This is a genomic window from Emticicia sp. C21 (assembly GCF_003418935.1).
Taxonomy (GTDB): domain Bacteria; phylum Bacteroidota; class Bacteroidia; order Cytophagales; family Spirosomataceae; genus Emticicia.
Genome location: NZ_QVMT01000002.1, coordinates 547687 through 568837 on the forward strand (window position 1 = coordinate 547687; position 21151 = coordinate 568837).

Genomic DNA, 21151 nt, shown 5'->3' on the forward strand with positions numbered 1-21151 from the left:
GGTGCATAGAAATCTTGTGACTAAAATATTTTTCCTCTCTATAGCCTGCTTATACTGGGTTATGGTTTAAACCTCAATTCACATGAAACAACTGAATGAGGGCTTATCAGTCAATATAAAAACTGATAGGCCGGTCACCTTTGTTGCCAGACGTAACTTCTTGAAAAGTGCTGGCATGACAACTATTGCAGGAGCAATTTTTCTGGCTGGCTGCGACAAAGACGATGACCCTGTAATGGCAGGAGATAATGTCGACCTGGGTATGGGCGATATAGGGATTCTGAACTATGCCTATGCACTGGAACAATTAGAGGCCGACTTCTACATAAGGGTAGTTGATACAATTTTTTCAGGAGCTACGCAGAAAGAAAAGGATATGCTTATGGCTATCCGCGACCATGAAATTGTTCATCGGGAATATCTGCGCAATGCTTTAGGTGCTAATGCGATCGGGCAACTGGAGTTTAATTTCTCTGCAGTTGATTTCACCAACCGCGCCAGTGTATTAGGCACGGCCAGAACTTTTGAAGATACAGGGGTAAGTGCCTACAATGGAGCAGGTACCTTGCTAAAAGAGGCCGCTAACTTATTGATGGCGGGTAAAATAGTATCGGTAGAGGCACGTCATGCGGCGGCTATCCGCAGTATGTTACAAGCCAATTCAACGCACTTTGCGGGCGACGATATTATTAATGCTAACGGGCTTGACCTTTCAAAAAAACCTTCGGAGGTCTTACCGGCTGTTCAGTCATTTATTAAAAACAAATTAACAGGCTCAAGCCTTCCTCAATCATAAATCAGAGATTTACCATGAACCTTTATCATATCATCTCAGAACTCGAGAAAGTGGATGAGGATGTCCACGAAAGACTCAATTATATATCGCGCCGGAGTGTATTTAATACCATAGGGAAAAAAGTTTCTGCATTGGCTATCCCAACATTAGTGGCCACTTCGCTCAACAAAGCCTATGCTGCCACTCCGGTGGCTATGGATGTATTGAATTTCGCTTTAACACTGGAATATCTAGATAGTGAATATTTTACAAAAGGTATCAATACCGCGAATCTGATTCCAGGCAGCGACAGACCTGTATTTACGCAGGTTGCCAAACATGAAAATGAACACGTAGCTTTTATCAAAGCAACTTTAGGAAATAAAGCCATTCCTAAACCGACATTCGATTTTACAGGTAAAGGCTTATTCCCTGATGTATTTACTAATTACAAAACTTTTGCTATGGTAGGCCATGCCTTTGAAGACCACGGGGTGCGTGCTTATAAAGGACAGGCCGGAAACCTGATGGCTGCTGAAGATAAGCCAATACTTGAAGCAGCTTTACGTATACACTCGGTAGAAGCACGCCATACAGCTGGAATACGGTATCTGATAAATATCAGAAATCTGGTAGAAGAGACAGAACCCTGGATTACGCTTAATGAGGGTACTCCTGCCGGGATCTATACCGGTGAAGATAATACTATGCAGGGAGGTGTAGAGACTTCTGGTTTAGCAGGCAGGTCAAAAGAAAGAGCTAGTGAAGCATTTGATGAGCCTCTAAGCCGAGAAGCGGTATTGGCTAATGCAAGCAGATTTATTGCGACATAAAAATGTTATGTAGGATGGGGCAGTATTAAAAGTAAACGGCGCTCCGCTTTGTGCCGTTTATTTTTAATACTCTATATTGATAGAATAAAATAAGTAACTCCGTACATATTCATATGTAAAGGCGAATGATTTTAATGACTTAGTCTTACCTATAACTTTTGCCTATTGTTAATACTAGGTTCATAACAAAAAGACCCGACATTGTCAGGTTCTTTTTGTGACTGCTATCTAGTTTCTTGCTGAAATAGATTGCTTTCAAAGCATTTTCTGATGCTTATGTCTGGCACTATCTGCTTTGTTGGTAATAATAAATTGTCTTATTTCGCCTTTTTCCCAGGCGTTTGCCTGAGGGTCAACTATAGTCATGGGTATATCTTTTCTATTGTTTTTCTTTTCTTCGGTCGATATATGAAAGCGCTTATCTCTGTCTGCTAATAGTTCCTGATGTAATTGCCCGTCTTTGGTAAATCCCATCATAATCATTGGCGCACCTAAAGGCAGTGTTCTTTGCTGGTCTGTATGCCAGGTATGAATAGTTTTGCCATAGGTAGAAACCAGTTTTTCCATCAATTCATGCTCGGCTAGCTCAGGGATACCCGGAGCTATCAGTGAGCCCGATTTTACTTCATGATGATGCGAGTGCCAGAGTTTCTTTTCTTCAGTGGAGAGGGTCTTGAATAGTTTTTCAGTAATAATATACTCTACACCCATGAGCTTGGGCTTATCTGTATTTCCATCAAATATAATAGCCTGATAGACGTCTTCATTCAATTGATTTACGTAATGATGTGCTTCCATCTGGGCATTCATATTACCATTATAAAAATGGAAACCATCTAAATAGGCATTGAAGTCTTTCAGCGGAGATTTATTTTGCAATAAATCAGCTCCGGTTTCCAATACTTTATCTTTTGTTGTTTTTTCGTCTCCCGGTGCATCAATCTTAGATGCAGTATTCTTGCCACCACAGGCCGGCAAAAGCAAAACGAACCCAACAAAAAACAGGAGAAATAAGATAGATTTCATAGCTTTCGGTTTTAAAATAGCTCAATCAAACTTGTTTATATTTTACACATCAGTTTCCTTAGCGTTATTTCGTCCAGTCAACCACTTTATGAATTTGTCGGTCTAGTGGCCCCCATCGTTCGGGCTCTCCATCCATACTTATCACTACACTAGGTGTTTTTGTCGCCGCTGCAATATGAGATACGCCTGTGCAATTACTGATAAGCATACTTGCATGCTTTATCAACAAGCCTATAGTGCCTAAACTTGTTTTTCCGGTCATGTCAATAACCCGATTTTTCATGAAATGAATTACCTGTTGTGTGATGGGTGCTTCTTCTGTGGTACCCGTAATCACCACTTCATAGCCATGATCAGCGCAGTAGTCAGCAATCAGTGCGAAATAGGGGGTAGGCCATTGCCGCCATTCACCTCTCGAACCTGCATGTATGCAGACGTAATGCTCTGGTAAAACGGGCAGTATTCTTTCTTCCCATTCGGCCACATCAGTTGAATAGACCGGGAACTCCAAATCTGTTCCATAAAGCGCAATCCCCAGATGTTCCATCAAAGCCAGATGTCGCTCAATTTCTGAAATCCCTTCCGGATATATTAGAAATAAGTCAGATTCCATACGACTTTCATCACAATGAAAGCCTGCAATGGTCGGAATGGATAGGTCTTTCAACATATCGTTGACAATAGTGCCTTTCCCTTGCATCTGTAGCACCAAATCAAATCGCTCATGTTTCATCAATCGTTCAAATTCTGCCCATTTCTGCTCATCAAAGGGCTGTTCAGGCAACCCCTCATACCCCGGGAAATAAATAAACTTATCGATGTACATCGAGAAACGTTGCACAAAAGAGACCGCCCAGGGTAAGCCCATTAAGGTTATTTTTGCGGCCGGATAGGCATGTCTCAAAGCTCTGAAAGCAGGTACTGAACACAAGAGGTCACCTAATTGTAAGGCTCGCAGAATAGCGATTTTTTTCACATTAGCCGGATGGATTTTCATAGATAAAAAACTTTATAACGTAGCGCTCCGCGCAAAGTCCAGTAAATAGATAAATAAGGTATCAAAACAGAAGTGGTAATCATTTCTGTGACGTGCGAAAACGATAGAATAGTTTTGTGCAAACGGCGTATCACAAAGCCAACTATGAGCAAAAGCCATATCCCTGATGCAATAAAACCTGTCACGGGTTTATGCACTATCAAAGCAATGATAGCTGTAACGCTACTGATAACGATGGCGTAATACAGCCAATTAATTTTATTATTGGGGAAAAAGACTGGGTATTTTTTATGCAACAATACATCATACAGTGTCTTCTTTTGTTCTTTCAGACTTATGCCCCAGAAAGCTTTTCTTACCGGATGCAGCACAACAGCATCTTCACTTTTTACAACAGGAATATTAAAAGAACGCATCGCGAACTCCAGTGCTGAATCTTCCCGCCAGGCAATCGGGAAGTCTTCATCAAAGCCATTCACCATTCTTAGCGCCACTTTTGTACAGGCGCAGTTAGCGGTTATGAAATCAGCGGTTTCGAGCAGAGATACATTTTTTTCATAGTCTGTCGGTAACTTCGGGATAGGAACAATCAACCGACCACTCATACAGATATTGGCTTTGTTATAAGATTGGTAACTATCCCAGAATGCCTGCAACCAATCAACAGAGGGAATACAATCATCATCTGTAAAAGCAATGAGTTTGCCTGTGGCCTGTTTCCAACCGTAGTTGCGTGCGGCAGCAGGGCCTTTTTTCTTTTTTAATTCGTAATAATGAAAATGGCTGATTTTCTTTTGCAGGGTATGCACAATGTTTCTGGACGGGAAATCGACCCCATCACCCACTACGATCACTTCATAGTAAGTAGCAGGAAAAGTTTGCCTTTGTAAGGCAGCCAGACAGCGACTTAGGAGCTCAGGCCGCCTGTAAGTAGGAATAACAACCGATATATAGACAGACATGGCTTATTTTTCTAAAAGAAATGAATTAATTACTAAGGCATCAAACGGAGAAGTCCAGAAACATTCTATGGCATCGCGTGGGGTACACACCACTGGCTCGCCTCTGGTATTGAAAGAGGTATTTACCAATACCGGTACCCCAGTAAAACCTTTAAATTCACTCAGTAAATCATAATACAAAGCATGCTGCTGCCGATTGATGGTCTGGATACGTGCAGTTCCATCGACATGCCTTACGGCCGGAATTTTATCGGCTTTGTCTTCTTTTACCGGATACACGAAGAGCATAAACGGAGAAAATGAAGCATTTTCAAACCAGTCATGGGCGTCTTCTTCCAATACCACAGGTGCCACCGGTCTGAAATCTTCCCGGTCTTTAATATCATTCAGCCGAGTTTGCATACTTGCTTCAATGGGTGAAGCCAATATCGAACGACTTCCCAAAGCTCTCGGGCCAAACTCCATCCGGCCCTGATACCAGCCTATGATTTTATTCTGGGCCAATATCCGGGCAGTATCTTTCGCTACATTGTCTAATTTTCTATAAGGTACCTTCGTCCATTGCAGAAAGGCTTCTACTTCTTCATCGCTATAAGATGGCCCCCAATAGGCATGCACCATTTCATTAGTAGACTTATCAGATTGCTCATCACTATTGAGACGCACATCTACCCATAAAGCAGCGCCTAAAGCTGTGCCCGCATCGCCCGCTGCCGGTTGTACCCATACATTTTTGAACGGACTTTGCTCTTTAATAACAGAGTTAAGCACACAATTAAGTGCTATGCCTCCTGCCAGACATAGATTTTCAGTTTGGGTCTCTTCATAGAGCCAGTTAGCCAGATGTACCACACTTTTCTCTAATGCTTTCTGTAACGAATGAGCAATATCGAAATGCAATTGTGTAAATGGTTCCTCTCTTTTTCGTTGAGGTCCCCACCAGTCTTCGGGATTAAAATTGTTGGTCGTATACGTACCATCGGTAGACAAGTGGATGGCTGACATAAAATTATTTGTATAGAGCGGTTGTCCATAAGAAGCCAGAGCCATTACCTTATATTCGTCAGATGAATGCAGGAATCCTAAATAGGTTGTAATTTTCTCATACAACATACCGAGCGAGTGAGGCATGTGTACGGTTCCCAGCCTTTTCATCTCATTGCCTTCACCCAGATAATAACTGGTGGATATTTTTTCTCCGCGACCATCCATAATCATAACAGCCGCTTTCTGGAAAGGGGAGGGGTAATACGCACTGGCCGCATGCGCAATATGATGCTCTACATAATGCCATTTTTCCTGAATATCTTTTGCACCGATAAAACGTTTCTGCAGATGATGAGGATATCCATCCTGTACTTGCAAAGCCGCTTGTTCTATATAAGTCAGGAATAATTCATCCCAGCTATGATAGATAGCTGCGCCATTGGAGATGAATCCTGATTCTTTTAATAAATCAGGATCAAAAGAATAAGCAAAATGGTCGACATCGTTGATGTGAATATCAGCGGTCTTTAAACAATAATCGATAGCATGGTAAGGCATTTCGTAAGCTGAAAAGGGAATAGGCCTTTTGCCATGCTTGATATGAGTAAAACGTTCTTCTTCAGCCGCGGCAATAATTTGTCCGTCTTTCAATAATGCTGCTGCTGAATCATGAAAAGCAGCATTAATTCCTAATGTAAACATAGGCATCAAATGATTTTTTAATAAGAGGAAGGTGATAATGAGGTAAAATGATTGTGCCACACAGCAAGAGAAATGAATTATAGCTCAAGGAAATGAGTATTGAAAGACCGTTTCAAATCTATTTTAATGACCACAGAAGAGATTAAACTACATTATTATAAATATTTCTTTTTGTTAGAGCCCAGAAGATTTTAATCTCGGAAGTATGCCACTTGAAAGTTGTAGAAATTGATACGCTTAAATTGTCCATCGTCACGAGTAAGTTTTTCCTCCCGAAATCAGGGGCAAATAGCGCTTTCTTAGTTTAATTATATGGTTTAATCTTTTATTGCAAATTGGGGTCAAACATTAAACAAAATTAATAGGCTGGCACTCTTTTTTAACAAAGTGTGAGGTCACTAAGTGGTTTCGCTTCTATGAATATTTTTACTCATGAGCCCAGACTAAAGGTATTTACCTGGCATGTGCATGGTAGCTATCTGTATTATTTGTCACAGGGTAATTACGACCTATATATTCCGGTAAACAAGGAAAAATCGGAGGGTTATTATGGAAGAGGCGAGACTTTTCCGTTTGGAGAAAATGTCATTGAAATACCTGCCGGAGAGATAAAAACGATAGAGTTTGATTGTATTCTGTTTCAGTCTGAAAAAAACTACATGACAAACCAATTCGAGGTTTTATCTACTGAACAGAGGCAATTACCGAGGGTTTATGTAGAACATAATACGCCAGAGGGACACCCAACCAATACCCTGCATATAGTAGACGACCCCGACGTTGTAGTGGTGCATGTAACACATTTCAATAAGTTGATGTGGCATAATACTACACCGCACATCAGAGTAATTGAGCATGGAATTACCAGATCAGGGGTTGAATACAAAGGCCATTTAGCCAAAGGTATTACGGTTATCAATCATATAGAACAAAGAGGCCGTATTACCGGATGGGATATTTTTGAAGAAGTAAGAAAGCATGTACCGATTGATTTAGTCGGCATGGGTACTTCAAAATCCGGTGGTTTGGGTGAAGTATTGCATCCTGACTTACCTCAGTTTCTGAGCAATTATCGCTTCTTTTTTAATCCGATCAGATACACCAGCTTTGGTCTGGCTGTGTGCGAGGCCATGATGGTTGGCATGCCTGTGGTGGCTTTAGCTACCACCGAATATGCCAGTGTCATTAAAAACGGAGACTCGGGGTTCATCAATACCAATATTGATGCCCTGATAGAGGATATGAAATTATTAGTAGAAGATCGTGTCCTGGCTAATACCCTGGGAATTGAGGCACAAACGATTGCTAAAAACAGATTCAATATAAATCGCTTCACGAACGAATGGTACGAGGTATTTCAGTATGCCATTCAATTAAATACAATTGATCATGACTAAAAAAATTGCTTTTATAAGCGAGCATGCTTCGCCATTGGCCCTATTGGGCGGTGTTGATAGTGGCGGCCAGAATGTCTATGTAGCCGAGCTCTGTAAACAATTGGCTACCAAAGGCTATGAGATAGACATTTATACGCGCAAAGATGCTAAAGAAATTCCGACAACTGTTTGCTGGCTTAAAGGTATCAGGGTCATCCATATTCAGGCGGGCCCTGAGGCCTTTGTTCCGAAAGAAGAACTGCTCAATTATATGAGTGCTTTCACCAATAATATGATAGCCTATATCAAAAAATATCAGCTTGACTATGAGATTGTCCACGCCAATTTTTTTATGTCGGCCCTGGTAGCACACCAATTAAAAAAACGTTTACATATTCCTTATGTAGTTACATTCCATGCCCTGGGCAAAATAAGACAGTTGCATCAGAAAGAAAAAGATGCCTTTCCCGCTGACAGAATATCCATAGAACAACTAATTGTACGAGATGCCAACCAGATTATAGCTGAGTGTCCGCAAGACCAGGAAGACCTGATTAATTATTACGAAGCAAACCCGGCTAAAATCACTATTATTCCGTGTGGATTCAGCCATGATGAGTTTTATCCGATGGACAAAACACTGGCGCGCCAGGCCCTGAACTTACCCGGCAAAGAGAAGATACTCCTACAACTGGGCCGCATGGTGCCACGAAAAGGAGTAGATAATGTTATCAGAGCTTTGGGAAGATTGAAACAGGTAACTAAAATTAAACTGGTAATAGTAGGAGGGAATGCTGATACCCCAGACCCGAACAAAGATGCAGAATTAAGAAGGCTACAAGCAATTGCAGAGCAGGAAAAGGTAGTTGATTCTGTGATTTTTGTTGGACGTAAAAATAGAAATGTACTCAAATATTTTTATAATGCGGCCGATTTCTTTATCTCTACGCCCTGGTATGAGCCCTTTGGTATTACACCGCTGGAGTCAATGGCTTGCGGTACGCCGGTGATTGGGTCAGATGTAGGCGGTATTAAATACAGTGTGGTAGATGGTAAGACGGGTTTTCTGGTTCCTCCCAATGACCCCGATATGCTGGCGAAGAAAATACAACATGGGTTGACTAATCCGGCTTATTACAACTATTTATGCCAGAATTCCCTGAATAGAGTCAATAAACTCTTTACCTGGGAATGTGTGGCTAAACAAATGCAGCAATTATATGAAAAAGTTATCCGTACAAGTTATAAACCAGTGTCAACGTTCAGCAGATCTTCTTCTTTAACTTCTATACCGCTGATGGGTGTGCGGCCTGGTTTCAGGGAGCCTCTATATCAGCAGATAAACAGAAATTTGTATGAATAAGGCCGTGTTCTTCGATAAAGATGGAACGCTTATTAAGGATGTCCCCTATAATATTGACCCTTTGCTCGTTGAACTCGAAAAAGGGGTTATTGAATCATTGCGACGCTTGCAGCAAATGGATTATCAACTAGTAATTATTTCAAATCAATCAGGTATTGCCTTAGGTTTTTTTTCAGAACAAAATTTCTTGCGACTAAAAGATTACTTATTAAAGTTATTTGAGATCGAGGGTGTGGTTTTCGGCGGTTTCTATTATTGTCCTCATCATCCGAATGGGAAAAATAGCAACTACAATAAAACCTGTGACTGCCGAAAACCTGCTCCCGGCCTTTTATTGCAAGCCGCCAAAGAACTGGATATTGATTTAAATGCCTCTTGGATGGTAGGCGATATACTCCATGATGTAGAAGCCGGTAATCAGGCAGGCTGCAGAAGCATTCTTATCAATAATGGCAACGAAACGGAGTGGGATTTAACGGTTATCCGGACCCCTACGCATATTGCTACAGATTTATCAGAGGTCACTGACTATATCCTTAATTCTTAATAAAGCGCTATGAAAGACTGGCAAAACTGTAAGAAGATACTCTGTGTCCGTGCCGATAACATGGGTGATCTGATTATGACTACTCCGGCCTTGCGTGCTTTGAAAGAAACATTTGATTGCCATATTACGATACTTACTTCTAAAGCCGGGAGCCTGATTGCCGGGTGTATTCCGGATATTGATAAAGTAATCGTAAGTAATTTGCCCTGGGTTAAATGTGATAATTCTTTAGTAGATACACAACTCCAAACGCTGGTCAGAGAAATCAAGAAAGAAGCATTTGATGCGGCTATTATTTTTACGGTTTATAGCCAGAGTGCTTTACCTGCAGCCTTATTCTGCTTCATGGCAGGTATTCCCAGACGATTGGCTTATGCTAGAGAAAATCCCTATGCCTTATTGACTGACTGGCTCCCGGATAAGGAGCCTTATAGCTACATTCAGCATCAGGTACAAAGGGATGTAAATCTGGTGAATCATATAGAAGCTTTCACCAACACTGAAGGCCTCTCTATTTATTATTCAGAAGAAGTACGGGCATCTGCTTTGAAAAAACTCCAGGGACTAGGAATTAATCTTGCCAATTCATGGATCATTTTACATCCCGGTGTATCAGAAGAAAGAAGGAGTTACCCTTTTATGTACTGGATTAAAATCGGGCAGTTGATTGCCAGACAATCAGATTTACCCATACTCATCACAGGCTCATCTGCCGAACGTGAACTAACAGATGCGTTGAGTGAACAAATAGGCCCACAGTCTCATTCGGTAGCAGGTTTATTTACGATCGAAGAATTTGTGACCTTGATTGCCTCTACAAAAGCCGTAATATCGGTCAATACCAGTACCATTCATATAGCTGCCGCTACCCGGACACCGGCCGTAGTTTTATATGCTTTAACTAACCCACAACACACTCCCTGGAAATCTCCACATATATTACTTACCTATTCGGTAAAAGAAGCCATCAGAAGTAAAAACGAGGTAGTCCGCTACGTATCAGAGCATCATCTGAATCAAGACCTCTCGTATCCATCTCCTGAAGAAGTAGCAGATGCCCTAAAAGTAATTCTGCAAGGTGATGATAATAAAATCTTCTCCAGAAATACTGGTGTATAGTTATATCGTTTTTCTCGCACAAAAATAAGATAACAAAAAGGGATATGAAGTAATCATATCCCTTTTTGTAGAAATCCAAACCGTTTTAAACATGTATGAATTGTTTAGCCAGTATGATAATCCAGGTAATCATAAATACTATTGGTAATATCCAAACTGAAAATACCTCCATCATTTTTACATTCTTTCCAGCGTCAATCGGTGGATAGTTTTCGTCGAACTGACCAGATAAATCAAATTTCTTTTGTAATGAATGCATACTGATACTTCGGGCAATAACGCCAAAAAAAATGCAGATACAAGCAACTAAGGCAGCCGATGGAATCAGCCACAAAAGTAAGTCCTGTTGGCCAGCGAATATGGGGCTTTTGGCCTCTTTGGGTGCATTGGCTACACTTGCATAGCCACCAAAGAAAAATGATTGAGAGATAGCTAACCAAATGGTGCGCTGGTTCAGAATATTATGTTCATCGACAATGTGTTGCCGGAACTGCTTATAAAAATCCTCCCAGGGGACAGGTTTTCTTACTGGCGGCAGAACGCGCCTTTTGTCTAAGTGAGTAACTTCGTTTTCTAACATGACAGTAAATAATAAAGTTGTGATGAAAAAATGTTTTCTCAATTGTTATAAATTGAGATATATAATCAGATAATTAAGGTACCATATTACAATTCAATTTAAACATACTTATATCATGGTCTTGCTCGAATATATTGATGGCAAAAGTGACTGTTTGTTGATTGTTTACTATAGTATCAAAGTATTCTCCCATGGTTGCATTGCCTCCTGCTCGGTTATAAGTAAGTCTGATAGGCGCATTGATGCTACCCTCTGTCAGGTTCTTAAATTCTACTATGTAAGTACCATATGGCAGAAATCTTTGAGACTCTTTCGGATGATTATTTCCTCTCTCGTTTGGAATAAAAGTAGGATGAAAACCGCCTTTAGTATCTTTACAAAACATGACTACATTTCCTTGTGAGTCTTTGATAGTATATTCAATTTTACAGATAACCTGGTTATATTCAGGGTGCTGTATATCAATACCTGCACGGGCATTAATTGCATGCGTTGGCAAATCAATGGTAGAATACCCATTGGCTTGTATAACCCATTCGCCGGTTGGATAATTATACTGATTTGTTTTACCATAAAACCAGAATTCATTTTCACCGCCCGGCATTTGAGTAAGCAGTCCCGTATAAGTATCAGTGGCTAATGGATAGGCCTTTGACAGACCAATCAATAAGTTTTTGGGAGGGTGTAAAAGTAACCCCTGACTGGTTTTAATAGTTATCTCATTTGATATCGGCTTGCTTTCTATATTACCAGGGGGTACCCAGTCATTGGGCTTAGGAGTTACAACCGGTGGAACATTTACTACCACATTATTACCAGAACCGGAAGTATTTGTACTACCTGTATTATTTGGTGGCTGGCTACTATTGCTGGTATTATTTATAGGAGGATTAACAGGAACCAGAGCGATTGGTATATGTAGGGTATCAGCTTTATTACGATGAAATATTTTAGAAACTGTTACTCCCGTATAAATGCCAAGACTATCTGAATGTTTATGAGAGCCGATGCTGTCTAGTACTTTATCTGCATTCTTACCTGCTTTTAAGTTTACAGTATCTTTTATTGCTTTCTCTCTTAATTTTTTCGAAAGGCTTTCGCTGTTACTTAATGCTTCAGGATTTAGAGCCAATTCGGATTTACTACAAGATTGCGCGATGCATCCTGTCAGACATAGCATAAGGAAAGGTTTATGCCAGATGCTCTTTTCAGTAAAAGTTGTAGAAAGTTTCATGAGTGCAAAAATTGTCTGGATTTTAATAGGTATACACCTGATGTCGAGCTGATTGTGCGCAATCAACTTTGGAAAAGACTTTTATTTGTTATGTAGAAATAAGCCAAAAATGCTGAAGACAACATTATAATTAAGCACACTTAAGTACCTCCCTATCAATCACAGCATACTATGTTTTAGTCAAAGCTCAAAACTTAAAAGAATATTATTCCCATTACCTGCGCTGCCCTTTCTGTCACTATAAAATAGGGCCTTTATATACATTTGCTTTTAGTATATACCTCAATACTTGTACCATTGATTTAATAAGAATGATGAGGAAAGAAATACCAGATATACAAAACATGCATTCTCAGGTAATTTTTGTTTACTGAAATTGATGTGTAATAATATCCTGAAGAGTATAGGCAAATAAGGATATATGTTGCTTATATACCTCACTATTATCTGTAAACGCGATATTTTAATGAAAAAAAATCATGGGAACCAATTCTACATTTTGAGTGACGAATTACGCAGGTGATTTGGGTATAGTTTTTTTACCTTTACTAACAGAGCAGCAGAATATCTGGCTGATAGTGATTAAAAAGTTCTTCATGAAAAATATTTACAAATGTCGATTAAAGAAACTAAGTTGTTTGCGCCCGAAGTCTGGGCTGGTATAGAGTGTAGCTATAATAGAGTTAATCATCATTTTCTCGATCAGTTACAATTAAGTAATCATTATGCCCGACCTGATGATATAGAACAGTTTGCAAAGCTGGGTATTAAAGCATTGCATTATCCGGTTTTGTGGGAAAAACACGAAACTCAACAGAATGGTCCTATTAACTGGGATTGGGCCACCTTGCAACTCAACAAAATTCGGTCATATAATATTACGCCTATTGTAAGTTTACTGCATCATGGCTGTGGCCCCTCTTTTACTCATTTATTAGATGATGAATTTGCTGTGGGATTAAGCAGATTTGCCCGAAAAGTAGCTGATCGTTTTCCCTGGGTTACTTATTACAAGCCTGTGAATGAGCCCCTCACCACAGCTCGCTTTTCTGGTTTGTATGGATTGTGGCATCCGCATGCTAAAGATAATTTTGCGTTTGCTACTATATTGTTTAATGAATTGAAGGCGGTGGTGCTATCAATGGAAGAGATAAGAAAGGTTAATCCGGATGCAAAACTGATTCAGACAGAAGACCTGAGTAAAACCTATAGTACGCCATCACTCCAGTACCAGGCAGATTTTGAAAATAACCGTCGCTGGCTTACTTATGATATACTCATGGGTAAGCTAGACAGATACCATCCTCTGTGGGATTTTTTTACAGGCTTAGGGATTCCTCTTAAAACATTGCAATTTTTCTTAGAAAGGCCTTGCTGTCCTGATTTGTTGGGGGTAAATCATTACGTAACATCAGAGCGGTATCTGGATGATAATCTTTCACTTTATCCGGCACATTTACATGGGGGAAATGGTGTACATAGATATGTTGATGTGGAAGCCATAAGAATTAATCATGGTCAGCCAAGTGGTTTGAAAGTTTTAATAGAAGAATTATATCAACGTTATAAAATTGATATAGCTATTACAGAAGTGCATTTGCATTGTACACGAGAAGAACAAATGCGTTGGATGCAATCTGTATGGAATATCTGTCTTGAACTTAACCAAAGTGGAACGCCTATTAAAGCCTTTACGGTATGGGCATTGTTAGGTGCTTATGGTTGGAATAAATTATTAACTCAACCCGATGGCGATTATGAATCGGGTATATTTGATTTACGTTCGCCCAAACCTCGCCCAACAGCATTAGCCACGATGGTTAATTCACTTGCCAATAATCAGACTTTTCAGCATCCGGTTCTGCAAGAAAAAGGTTGGTGGGAAAAGGAGTCACGTTTTATCCACGCACACGATAGAAATGGTTCTATTTATACCTCAACGCCCGCTTCTCAACCCTTATTAATTATTGGGAAAAATGGAAATCTCGGCAAGGCTTTTCGCTTGATTTGTCAACAACGGGGGCTTCATTATTATGCACTAGACCGTCAGGAAATGGATTTATGCGATGAAACCTCTATTGAACAGGTATTAAGGCATTATCAGCCCTGGGCAGTAGTAAATGCTGCCGGTTACTCACATGTAGACCAGGCTGAATCGGAGCCACAGAAATGTTTTAATGACAATGTAATAGGGGTGCAGAATCTTAGCCGTGCTTGCCAGGCTGGCGGTATTAAGTTACTAACTTTTTCGTCGGCTATGGTATTTGATGGCATTAAAGAAAAGGCTTACCTAGAAAGCGATAAAGTATCGCCACTGAATGTATATGGCAGAAGTAAAGTTGCAGCTGAAAAAATAGCTTTAGACTCGGGCTGCGATGCGCTGGTTATCAGAAGCAGTCTTTTCTTTAGCGCATGGGAGCCAGAGAATATTATTAATAAAATACGGCTTACATTAGAAAATGGACAAACTGCGTTTTTTCCTGATGATATTTTTGTTTCGCCCACTTACTTGCCTGATCTGGTAAATGTGTCTTTGGATTTACTGGTAGATAATGAGTGTGGTATCTGGCATCTGGCTAATCAGGGAGAAACTAGCTGGCAGCAGTTTGCGCATGAAATTGCAGACAGGATGGGTATTCATACAGATTTTGTCAGTAAGCATAATGCGGAATCATTTGACTGGAAAGCCCCCAGACCCCAACGTAGTGTATTGAGTAGTGAAAGAGGGATATTTTTACCAACTTTGTCTCATGCCTTAGATGCTTATTTTAGTAGTATTTAATACAATAATAAGTCTTATTCTAAAATCGGTAAAACTACCTGGCAGCTATGCTGATTAAAATCGAGCATAAAGACGGCATTGCCTGTTGTATCTGGTGAGCCAGATACTGTATAGGTCAGAAGTCCACCTCGGGAAACCAGCGTATTATTCTTTAAAGTGGCCAACAATCCTTTTACACCTGTGGATTCAATCGTATTTTCGGTTTCAAGAGCTATTGGTTTCTCTGCTACATAAGGAACAGTAAATGTTCCCATATAAGTTGTTCCTCTGATAAGAGTCACAGAAAGCTTCGCATCCGGACAAGGGGGATTAACAACTGCGGGACTCACCACAAAGTCGTTTTTGCTACACCCCTGAAAAATTATAGAAATGGCTAAAAGTACAATTATTAGCTCTATTTGCCGTGTGTTCATAAAAAGAGCATTTATTCGGATTGACAAACATTTCATGGTTATTGACTCCATATTGAAAGTATTATAAAGGCACTGTTAACAACAGTGCCTTTATAATACTTTTATTTTGCTTCATCAGTGATATGACCTTACTTTAAGGGAACTTTTAGAAGCTAAATCAGCCTTTAAAAACAGGACTGCCGATTTTCGGAACAGCAGAGCCATTGACTTTAGTCTTATTCGCTTTTGGTACTGCCAAATCTCTAAGTGTATCAATACCACTTAATTTTTTGTAAAGTGTCAGCGCCTGTGCTACTACCTGATCCATATTATAGTACTTATAGGTACCTAGTCTGCCCACAAAATGCACATTTGGCAATAGCTCTGTCATAGCTTTGTATTTCTGATATAACTCTGCATTTTCAGGCTTTGGCACCGGATAATACGGGTCTCCATCCCAACAAGGATACTCATAGGTGATGCTTGTCTTTGTATGCTCTTGTCCGGTCAGATGCTTGTATTCGGTTATTCTTGTAAAGTTCTCCGAATTCGGATAATTCACTACTGCAACTGGTTGTAGTTGAGGCATATCTAATGTAGTATGCTCGAAGCACAAAGAACGATACGGGAGCTTCCCATAACAATAGTCGAAATACTCATCTACTGGTCCGGTATAAATAACCTGATCGTAATCAAAAAAGTCTTTTACATCAGCAAAGTTGGTATTGAGCATAATATGAATATTCGGATGATTGAGCATGTTCTCAAACATACGTGTATAGCCTAACAATGGCATAAACTGAAACTCGTCGGTGAAATACCTGTCATCCTGGTTTGTACGCGTAGGGATTCTGGAAGTAACCATTTTATCTAACTCCGAAGGGTCACAATCCCACTGTTTACGGGTATAACCTCTAAAAAATTTCTCATACAAATCTCGTCCTATCTGACTTACCACCACATCTTCTGATGTACGAATCTCATCTTTTTTCTCGCCGACTTCTTCAAAATATTTAGCCAACTCTTCGCTGGTAAAGTTGCGGTTGTACAATTTGTTAACTGTATCCAGATTGATAGGGATAGGCAAGAGCTTATCATCTACAGAAGCCAGCACCCGGTGTTCGTACTCACGCCATTTAGTAAATTGAGAAAGATAATTAAAAACCTCAGCAGAGTTGGTATGGAAAATATGTGGCCCATATTTATGGATCAATATTCCGTCTTCATTGTAGAAATCATAAGCATTACCTCCAATATGATTTCTTTTGTCCAGTAATAATACTTTTTTGCCACTTTGAGAAGCTAAACGTTCGGCCAATACACTCCCTGCAAAGCCTGCACCCACGATAACGTAATCGAACATAATTTAATAAAGTTTAAGTGTAGATAATTAATTATCAGCAATCTGTTGTTTGATAAGATAAGTCATTTCGTCCCAGGTTTTATCCCAGGAAATATTTTGTAGATATGAATCAACTTCGGTTTTCCATGCTTCGTCACTTCCCTGTTTCAGAGCATATTCAATGGCCTTTTCAAATTCTTCCACGTTTCGTCCAATGCTTACTAACCCCTCTTCTTCATAAGGAACAATCACATCATGTATGGGTGTAGAAACCACCGGCTTTAATGCAGCCAGATATTCAGGGGTTTTGGTAGGGCTGATAAAACGAGTCGATTCATTGAGAGCAAATAAAAGTAAAGCCACATCCCAACCACTTAAATAGACCGGTAATTCATTATAGTTTTTCATACCTAAGTAATGAATGTTTTCTGCCCGGGGCAGTTCTTCCGGACTTATTTTAACCACTGGCCCTATAATTACAAAATGCCATTCTGGCTGGCGACTAGATAACTCACGAAGAAGCTCTATGTCAAAACGCTCGTCCACAACTCCATAAAAGCCTAACCTTGGATGTGGAATATCTTTTTGGTCTTCGGGCTCCGGCAGTAATTGTCGCCCTTGCATAAAGTGTTTTTTATCAATACTGCTCGGGAATGCATATACGTTAGAATGACGTTGCTTTTTAGCTTCATACAAGCTTCTCCCTCCGGTAAAAACCACATCTGCAGACGAAAAAAGAATTTTTTCCATATCGAGCAAATCTGAAGAGGCTCCTTTAAAGGCAGAAAGCTCATCCATAGCATCGTAAACAATCACCCTGGGCATCAAATTAGCCGTGAATTTCAAAGCCATAGGCGTATAATACCACAACCCATAATCTTCTATTCTGAAATCAAACATGAGCCTGGCAAGCATATCCTGTAATACTTTATTGATTTCTGCAGGATTAAACCCATGCGGAAGCTGAGGCACTACAATAAATAAAGTATCCGGATTTTCCTGTTGCCGAACGACTAACTCAGGCTTTTGAATATCACCTGAATAGATAGGTTCTTCTATAAAAAAAACACGCCAGTTTCTGGCAGCACGGCTCATTAAATGCTGCGGGCGCTGAAATACAAAATCCCATCGGAGGTGTGAAAAACACAAAAGACTTTCGATGTTATTCAAACTGTAAGTCAGTGCTTCCTGGCCCTCAATGTAATCCTCGGTGGGCTGTTCGATAAGAGAAAATTTATGCATAATAAAAAGAAAAAGGTTATAGTCACCATTGGTTTCTATGAGCAAAAGAATTGTGCCGTAGCTTTTTTTATAGTTGACGAGGAATAAATGACTCATCAAATTAGAAATAGAGCTATGAATGAGTAAACTTATCAGTAAAATGGCGGGGCTAAAAATACACAAGGCTAAATGAAGCTTTCTTCAGGACTATCAGGTAGATATAAAATGCCTCTTTTCTGGTTTTCAGGACAATTAAGAAGATTTTTTGATTTTAAAATTTAAGTTGTTTAAGTGAAAAGAAACAAAAGGATTTCTATTACAAACTCGTAAAGAATATATCCGGTTTGGTATGTTATTTTCGGAGAGCTTGGTTATTAACCACGTCTAAAAAATGCCTCGCCAATTTGTATTCTGGGACAAATTTCACCCGTCGTTTTTTGTAAAGTAGTATCTGTTGGGGTGGAATAATGTTTTGGCAAAAGAGCTTGAGGATTACGAGTTCTCTCTCTTTTTATCAACTTTTAATTATTAAAAAATTATGGCAAATTCACAAGGCGGCCAAGGTGGCCAAAAGGATTCCGGTAAAGGTGGTTCGCAAAGCTCAGGCAACAAAAGCAACGATTCAAAAAATTCAAATTCGGGTAACAGTGGTTCCCGCTCACAGGGCTCGCAAGGTTCACAAGGACAAGGCTCTAAAAAATAAGCTTTTGTCAAGGGTCTAAAGTTTGGAAGTTAAAAGGGGTGAAATTCATAAATTTTCACCCCTTTTGATTTTGTGCGTAAAATTTAAAAAACTATTCTTGTAGAATTGGTTACCCGCCCTTTTTCGATAAATAGCAATTCTGCAATTTTGTCCCGATACCAAATTGCCATAATTCCCCAAAACCAAGGTGGTATAACTTTTTCGTTTAAGAATGCATCCTCTTTTTATCAGATTTATTAAACAAATGAATAATACAGACTCAACTCTTGCTGCTTCCCTGTCAGGGAAAGACGGTGAAAAACTAAAGGAATTATTTTTAGACGGCCTTAAGGATATTTATTGGGCTGAACAGCAATTGGTAAATACGCTTCCTATATTAGCTAGTGCTGCTACTTCAGACGAACTAAAATCTGCTTTTAATGCCCATCTCGCAGATACAGAAGGGCACGTAATGAGGGTAGAAAAAGTATTTGTACAACTGGGAGAAGAACCTGTGGCAAAATTGTGCCCGGCTATTGAAGGATTAATCAGAGAAGGAAATGAAATTATCGCCTCTACAGAGACGGGTTCATTTGTGCGCGATAGTGGCTTGATTATGGCGGCGCAAAAAGTAGAGCACTACGAGATAGCCTCCTATGGCTCATTGAGAACACTGGCAGGGCTATTAGGACACAAGAATGAAGCACAGTTGCTTCAATCAATATTGGATGAAGAAAACGCAGCAGACAGAAAGCTGACAAACATAGCTGAAGGACAGATTAATAAAGAAGCACTTCAGGAATAAAATTTTGTTTACAGATTTATAGATTTTTGAATTATCAGATAAGCCTTATGCATTTGTAAGGCTTATTTCCATCTGCTTATCAAGCAATCAGATTTTCTTTCACAATCAAATTATAGCAATTTATCAGCTACCTGTTCATGTTAACTAGTAGTCAGATATTTTTTTGCCAATAGTAATAATATACACAACTAAAAATAAACAATTACTATGAAAGTAACTCTTCAATTACTCTTGTCTTACTTCCTTTTGTGGGGGAATACAATAGCATTTGCTCAACGTGGACTTCCACCCAAAGAAAAAACCAGCACAAGGCATGTTACAAAGTATGCACAACACCTCGATTTTTTGCCTTTTATGGTAAAAATGCTTAAAGTTCCTGATGGATGGGAGGTAAATGTGGCAGCATATGGTCTGGGAAAACCCCGAATGCTGTATATGGGGCCCAATAATGAACTATACGTCACGCGTCGTGATGGAACTGATGTATTGATGCTAAAAGATATGAACGGCGATAATCAATTTGAAAATCTTACAACCGTATTATATGATTTTAAGGGTGTGCACGGCATTACTATTAAAGATGGCTGGATGTACTTGTGTAATAATAATGAACTTAGACGTTATCAGCTAAAACAAGACGGTACGCTCAACAATGATGGCGAAATACTGATTAATGATATGCCAAGTGGTGGCCAGCACCCGAACAGAACTATGGAGTTCGGCCCTGATGGGATGCTTTATATATCTGTAGGAAGTCTGTGCAATGATTGTAAGGAATCGGATAAAGAAGCCGCCACGATTCTGCAGGTTGACCCCAAAACATGGAAGCGGACACTCTATGCCAGTGGTTTAAGAAATACTATCGGGTTTGACTGGCATCCATTGACAGGGCAGCTATGGGGTGTTGATAATGGAGGTGATGCCAAAGGAAATAAATGGCCGCCCGAAGAACTTAACCATATTGTTAAAGGAGGAGTATATGGTTATCCATTTGCCTATGGCAAAAAAGAGATAGATCGCAGTCGCGAAGACCCGGCAGGAAACACCAAAGAAGAATGGGTGAAAAATACTCAGCCGTCTGTCTATGAATTTCCGGCACATATGGCACCGATAGGGTTCAGATTTTTTAAAACCTCTATTAATGTACCGCTCGACCATGTAGATGATGCCCTGGTTTGCTGGCACGGCTCATGGAACAGAAGTAAGCCTGTTGGGTTTAAAGTACAACGAATAAAGTTTGAAAACGGCCAACCCATAGGCGAAGAAGATTTTCTTACAGGTTTTCTGAAACCGGGTTTCCCGCTTATGAAGAGAAAGGCCCGATTCGGCCGCCCTGCCGGAATAACAGTATCTAATACTGGCGTTGTATACGTATCAGATGATGCCAACGGAGTTATTTATGCCATTAGAAAAACTAAATAAACAC

19 protein-coding genes are annotated in these 21151 nt (G+C 39.9%); 10 read left to right on the forward strand and 9 right to left on the reverse strand.

Going from position 1 to position 21151, the window contains the following annotated elements; translation table 11 throughout:
* Positions 1-82: 82 nt before the first annotated feature.
* Entirely contained in the window at positions 83-796 is a 714-nt protein-coding gene (locus D0T08_RS07090) for a ferritin-like domain-containing protein (RefSeq protein WP_116981898.1), read from the forward strand.
* A gap of 14 nt (positions 797-810) precedes the next feature.
* Complete coding sequence (locus D0T08_RS07095; RefSeq protein ID WP_116981899.1) at positions 811-1608, forward strand: ferritin-like domain-containing protein; 798 nt, start codon at positions 811-813, stop codon at positions 1606-1608.
* A 255-nt stretch (positions 1609-1863) separates the two neighbouring features.
* Here D0T08_RS07095 and D0T08_RS07100 read toward each other — a convergent pair whose 3' ends face one another.
* The 4 genes from D0T08_RS07100 to D0T08_RS07115 all read right to left on the reverse strand — a co-directional run bounded on the left by D0T08_RS07100 (position 1864) and on the right by D0T08_RS07115 (position 6282).
* Complete coding sequence (locus D0T08_RS07100) at positions 1864-2634, reverse strand: OBAP family protein (protein ID WP_116981900.1); 771 nt, start codon at positions 2632-2634, stop codon at positions 1864-1866.
* Positions 2635-2698: 64 nt separating this feature from the next.
* On the reverse strand, positions 2699-3631 hold the full coding sequence (locus D0T08_RS07105; protein WP_116981901.1) for a glycosyltransferase family 9 protein: 933 nt from the start codon (positions 3629-3631) through the stop codon (positions 2699-2701).
* Positions 3628-4593: a glycosyltransferase family 2 protein gene (locus D0T08_RS07110; protein WP_116981902.1), complete on the reverse strand. Its 966-nt coding sequence runs from the start codon at positions 4591-4593 to the stop codon at positions 3628-3630. Before D0T08_RS07110 ends, D0T08_RS07105 begins: the two co-directional genes overlap by 4 nt.
* Positions 4594-4596: 3 nt before the next feature.
* On the reverse strand, positions 4597-6282 hold the full coding sequence (locus D0T08_RS07115; RefSeq protein ID WP_116981903.1) for a carbamoyltransferase C-terminal domain-containing protein: 1686 nt from the start codon (positions 6280-6282) through the stop codon (positions 4597-4599).
* A 416-nt stretch (positions 6283-6698) separates the two neighbouring features.
* On the opposite strand from D0T08_RS07115, the gene D0T08_RS07120 reads away from it, so the two are divergent.
* From D0T08_RS07120 to D0T08_RS07135, 4 genes are read left to right on the forward strand one after another with little or no spacing between them, the layout of a single operon-like run.
* The gene (locus tag D0T08_RS07120; RefSeq protein WP_116981904.1) at positions 6699-7679 is read left to right on the forward strand and encodes a glycosyltransferase family 4 protein; all 981 of its coding nucleotides are present in this window, start codon (positions 6699-6701) and stop codon (positions 7677-7679) included.
* Positions 7672-9021 (forward strand): glycosyltransferase family 1 protein, encoded by a 1350-nt coding sequence (locus D0T08_RS07125; protein WP_116981905.1) that lies wholly within the window; start codon positions 7672-7674, stop codon positions 9019-9021. Before D0T08_RS07120 ends, D0T08_RS07125 begins: the two co-directional genes overlap by 8 nt.
* A complete protein-coding gene (locus D0T08_RS07130) occupies positions 9014-9568 on the forward strand; it encodes a D-glycero-beta-D-manno-heptose 1,7-bisphosphate 7-phosphatase (RefSeq protein WP_116981906.1) in 555 nt (184 codons plus the stop codon). Before D0T08_RS07125 ends, D0T08_RS07130 begins: the two co-directional genes overlap by 8 nt.
* Before the next feature lie 9 nt (positions 9569-9577).
* Entirely contained in the window at positions 9578-10687 is a 1110-nt protein-coding gene (locus tag D0T08_RS07135) for a glycosyltransferase family 9 protein (protein WP_116981907.1), read from the forward strand.
* 85 nt (positions 10688-10772) lie between these two features.
* Here D0T08_RS07135 and D0T08_RS07140 read toward each other — a convergent pair whose 3' ends face one another.
* Both D0T08_RS07140 and D0T08_RS07145 read right to left on the reverse strand, forming a co-directional pair.
* A complete protein-coding gene (locus tag D0T08_RS07140) occupies positions 10773-11267 on the reverse strand; it encodes a hypothetical protein (protein WP_116981908.1) in 495 nt (164 codons plus the stop codon).
* A 73-nt stretch (positions 11268-11340) separates the two neighbouring features.
* Positions 11341-12501, reverse strand: coding sequence for a hypothetical protein (locus tag D0T08_RS07145; protein ID WP_116981909.1), 1161 nt, complete (start codon positions 12499-12501; stop codon positions 11341-11343).
* A 613-nt stretch (positions 12502-13114) separates the two neighbouring features.
* Here D0T08_RS07145 and D0T08_RS07150 point away from each other — a divergent pair.
* Positions 13115-15283, forward strand: coding sequence for a family 1 glycosylhydrolase (locus tag D0T08_RS07150; protein WP_116981910.1), 2169 nt, complete (start codon positions 13115-13117; stop codon positions 15281-15283).
* A gap of 14 nt (positions 15284-15297) precedes the next feature.
* Here D0T08_RS07150 and D0T08_RS07155 read toward each other — a convergent pair whose 3' ends face one another.
* From D0T08_RS07155 to D0T08_RS27755, 3 genes are all read right to left on the reverse strand, one after another.
* Positions 15298-15696 (reverse strand): hypothetical protein, encoded by a 399-nt coding sequence (locus D0T08_RS07155; protein ID WP_116981911.1) that lies wholly within the window; start codon positions 15694-15696, stop codon positions 15298-15300.
* Between the two features lie 157 nt (positions 15697-15853).
* Entirely contained in the window at positions 15854-17038 is a 1185-nt protein-coding gene (gene glf / locus D0T08_RS27750; protein ID WP_199538130.1) for a UDP-galactopyranose mutase, read from the reverse strand.
* 27 nt (positions 17039-17065) lie between these two features.
* Positions 17066-18355 (reverse strand): glycosyltransferase family 1 protein, encoded by a 1290-nt coding sequence (locus D0T08_RS27755; protein WP_229238914.1) that lies wholly within the window; start codon positions 18353-18355, stop codon positions 17066-17068.
* 421 nt (positions 18356-18776) lie between these two features.
* Between D0T08_RS27755 and D0T08_RS27545 the strand changes: the two genes are divergently transcribed.
* The 3 genes from D0T08_RS27545 (at position 18777) to D0T08_RS07170 (ending at position 21147) form a co-directional block, all read left to right on the forward strand.
* The gene (locus D0T08_RS27545; protein WP_158561211.1) at positions 18777-18941 is read left to right on the forward strand and encodes a hypothetical protein; all 165 of its coding nucleotides are present in this window, start codon (positions 18777-18779) and stop codon (positions 18939-18941) included.
* A gap of 244 nt (positions 18942-19185) precedes the next feature.
* On the forward strand, positions 19186-19725 hold the full coding sequence (locus tag D0T08_RS07165) for a ferritin-like domain-containing protein (RefSeq protein ID WP_116982033.1): 540 nt from the start codon (positions 19186-19188) through the stop codon (positions 19723-19725).
* 207 nt (positions 19726-19932) lie between these two features.
* On the forward strand, positions 19933-21147 hold the full coding sequence (locus D0T08_RS07170) for a sorbosone dehydrogenase family protein (RefSeq protein WP_116981912.1): 1215 nt from the start codon (positions 19933-19935) through the stop codon (positions 21145-21147).
* Positions 21148-21151: the final 4 nt, after the last annotated feature.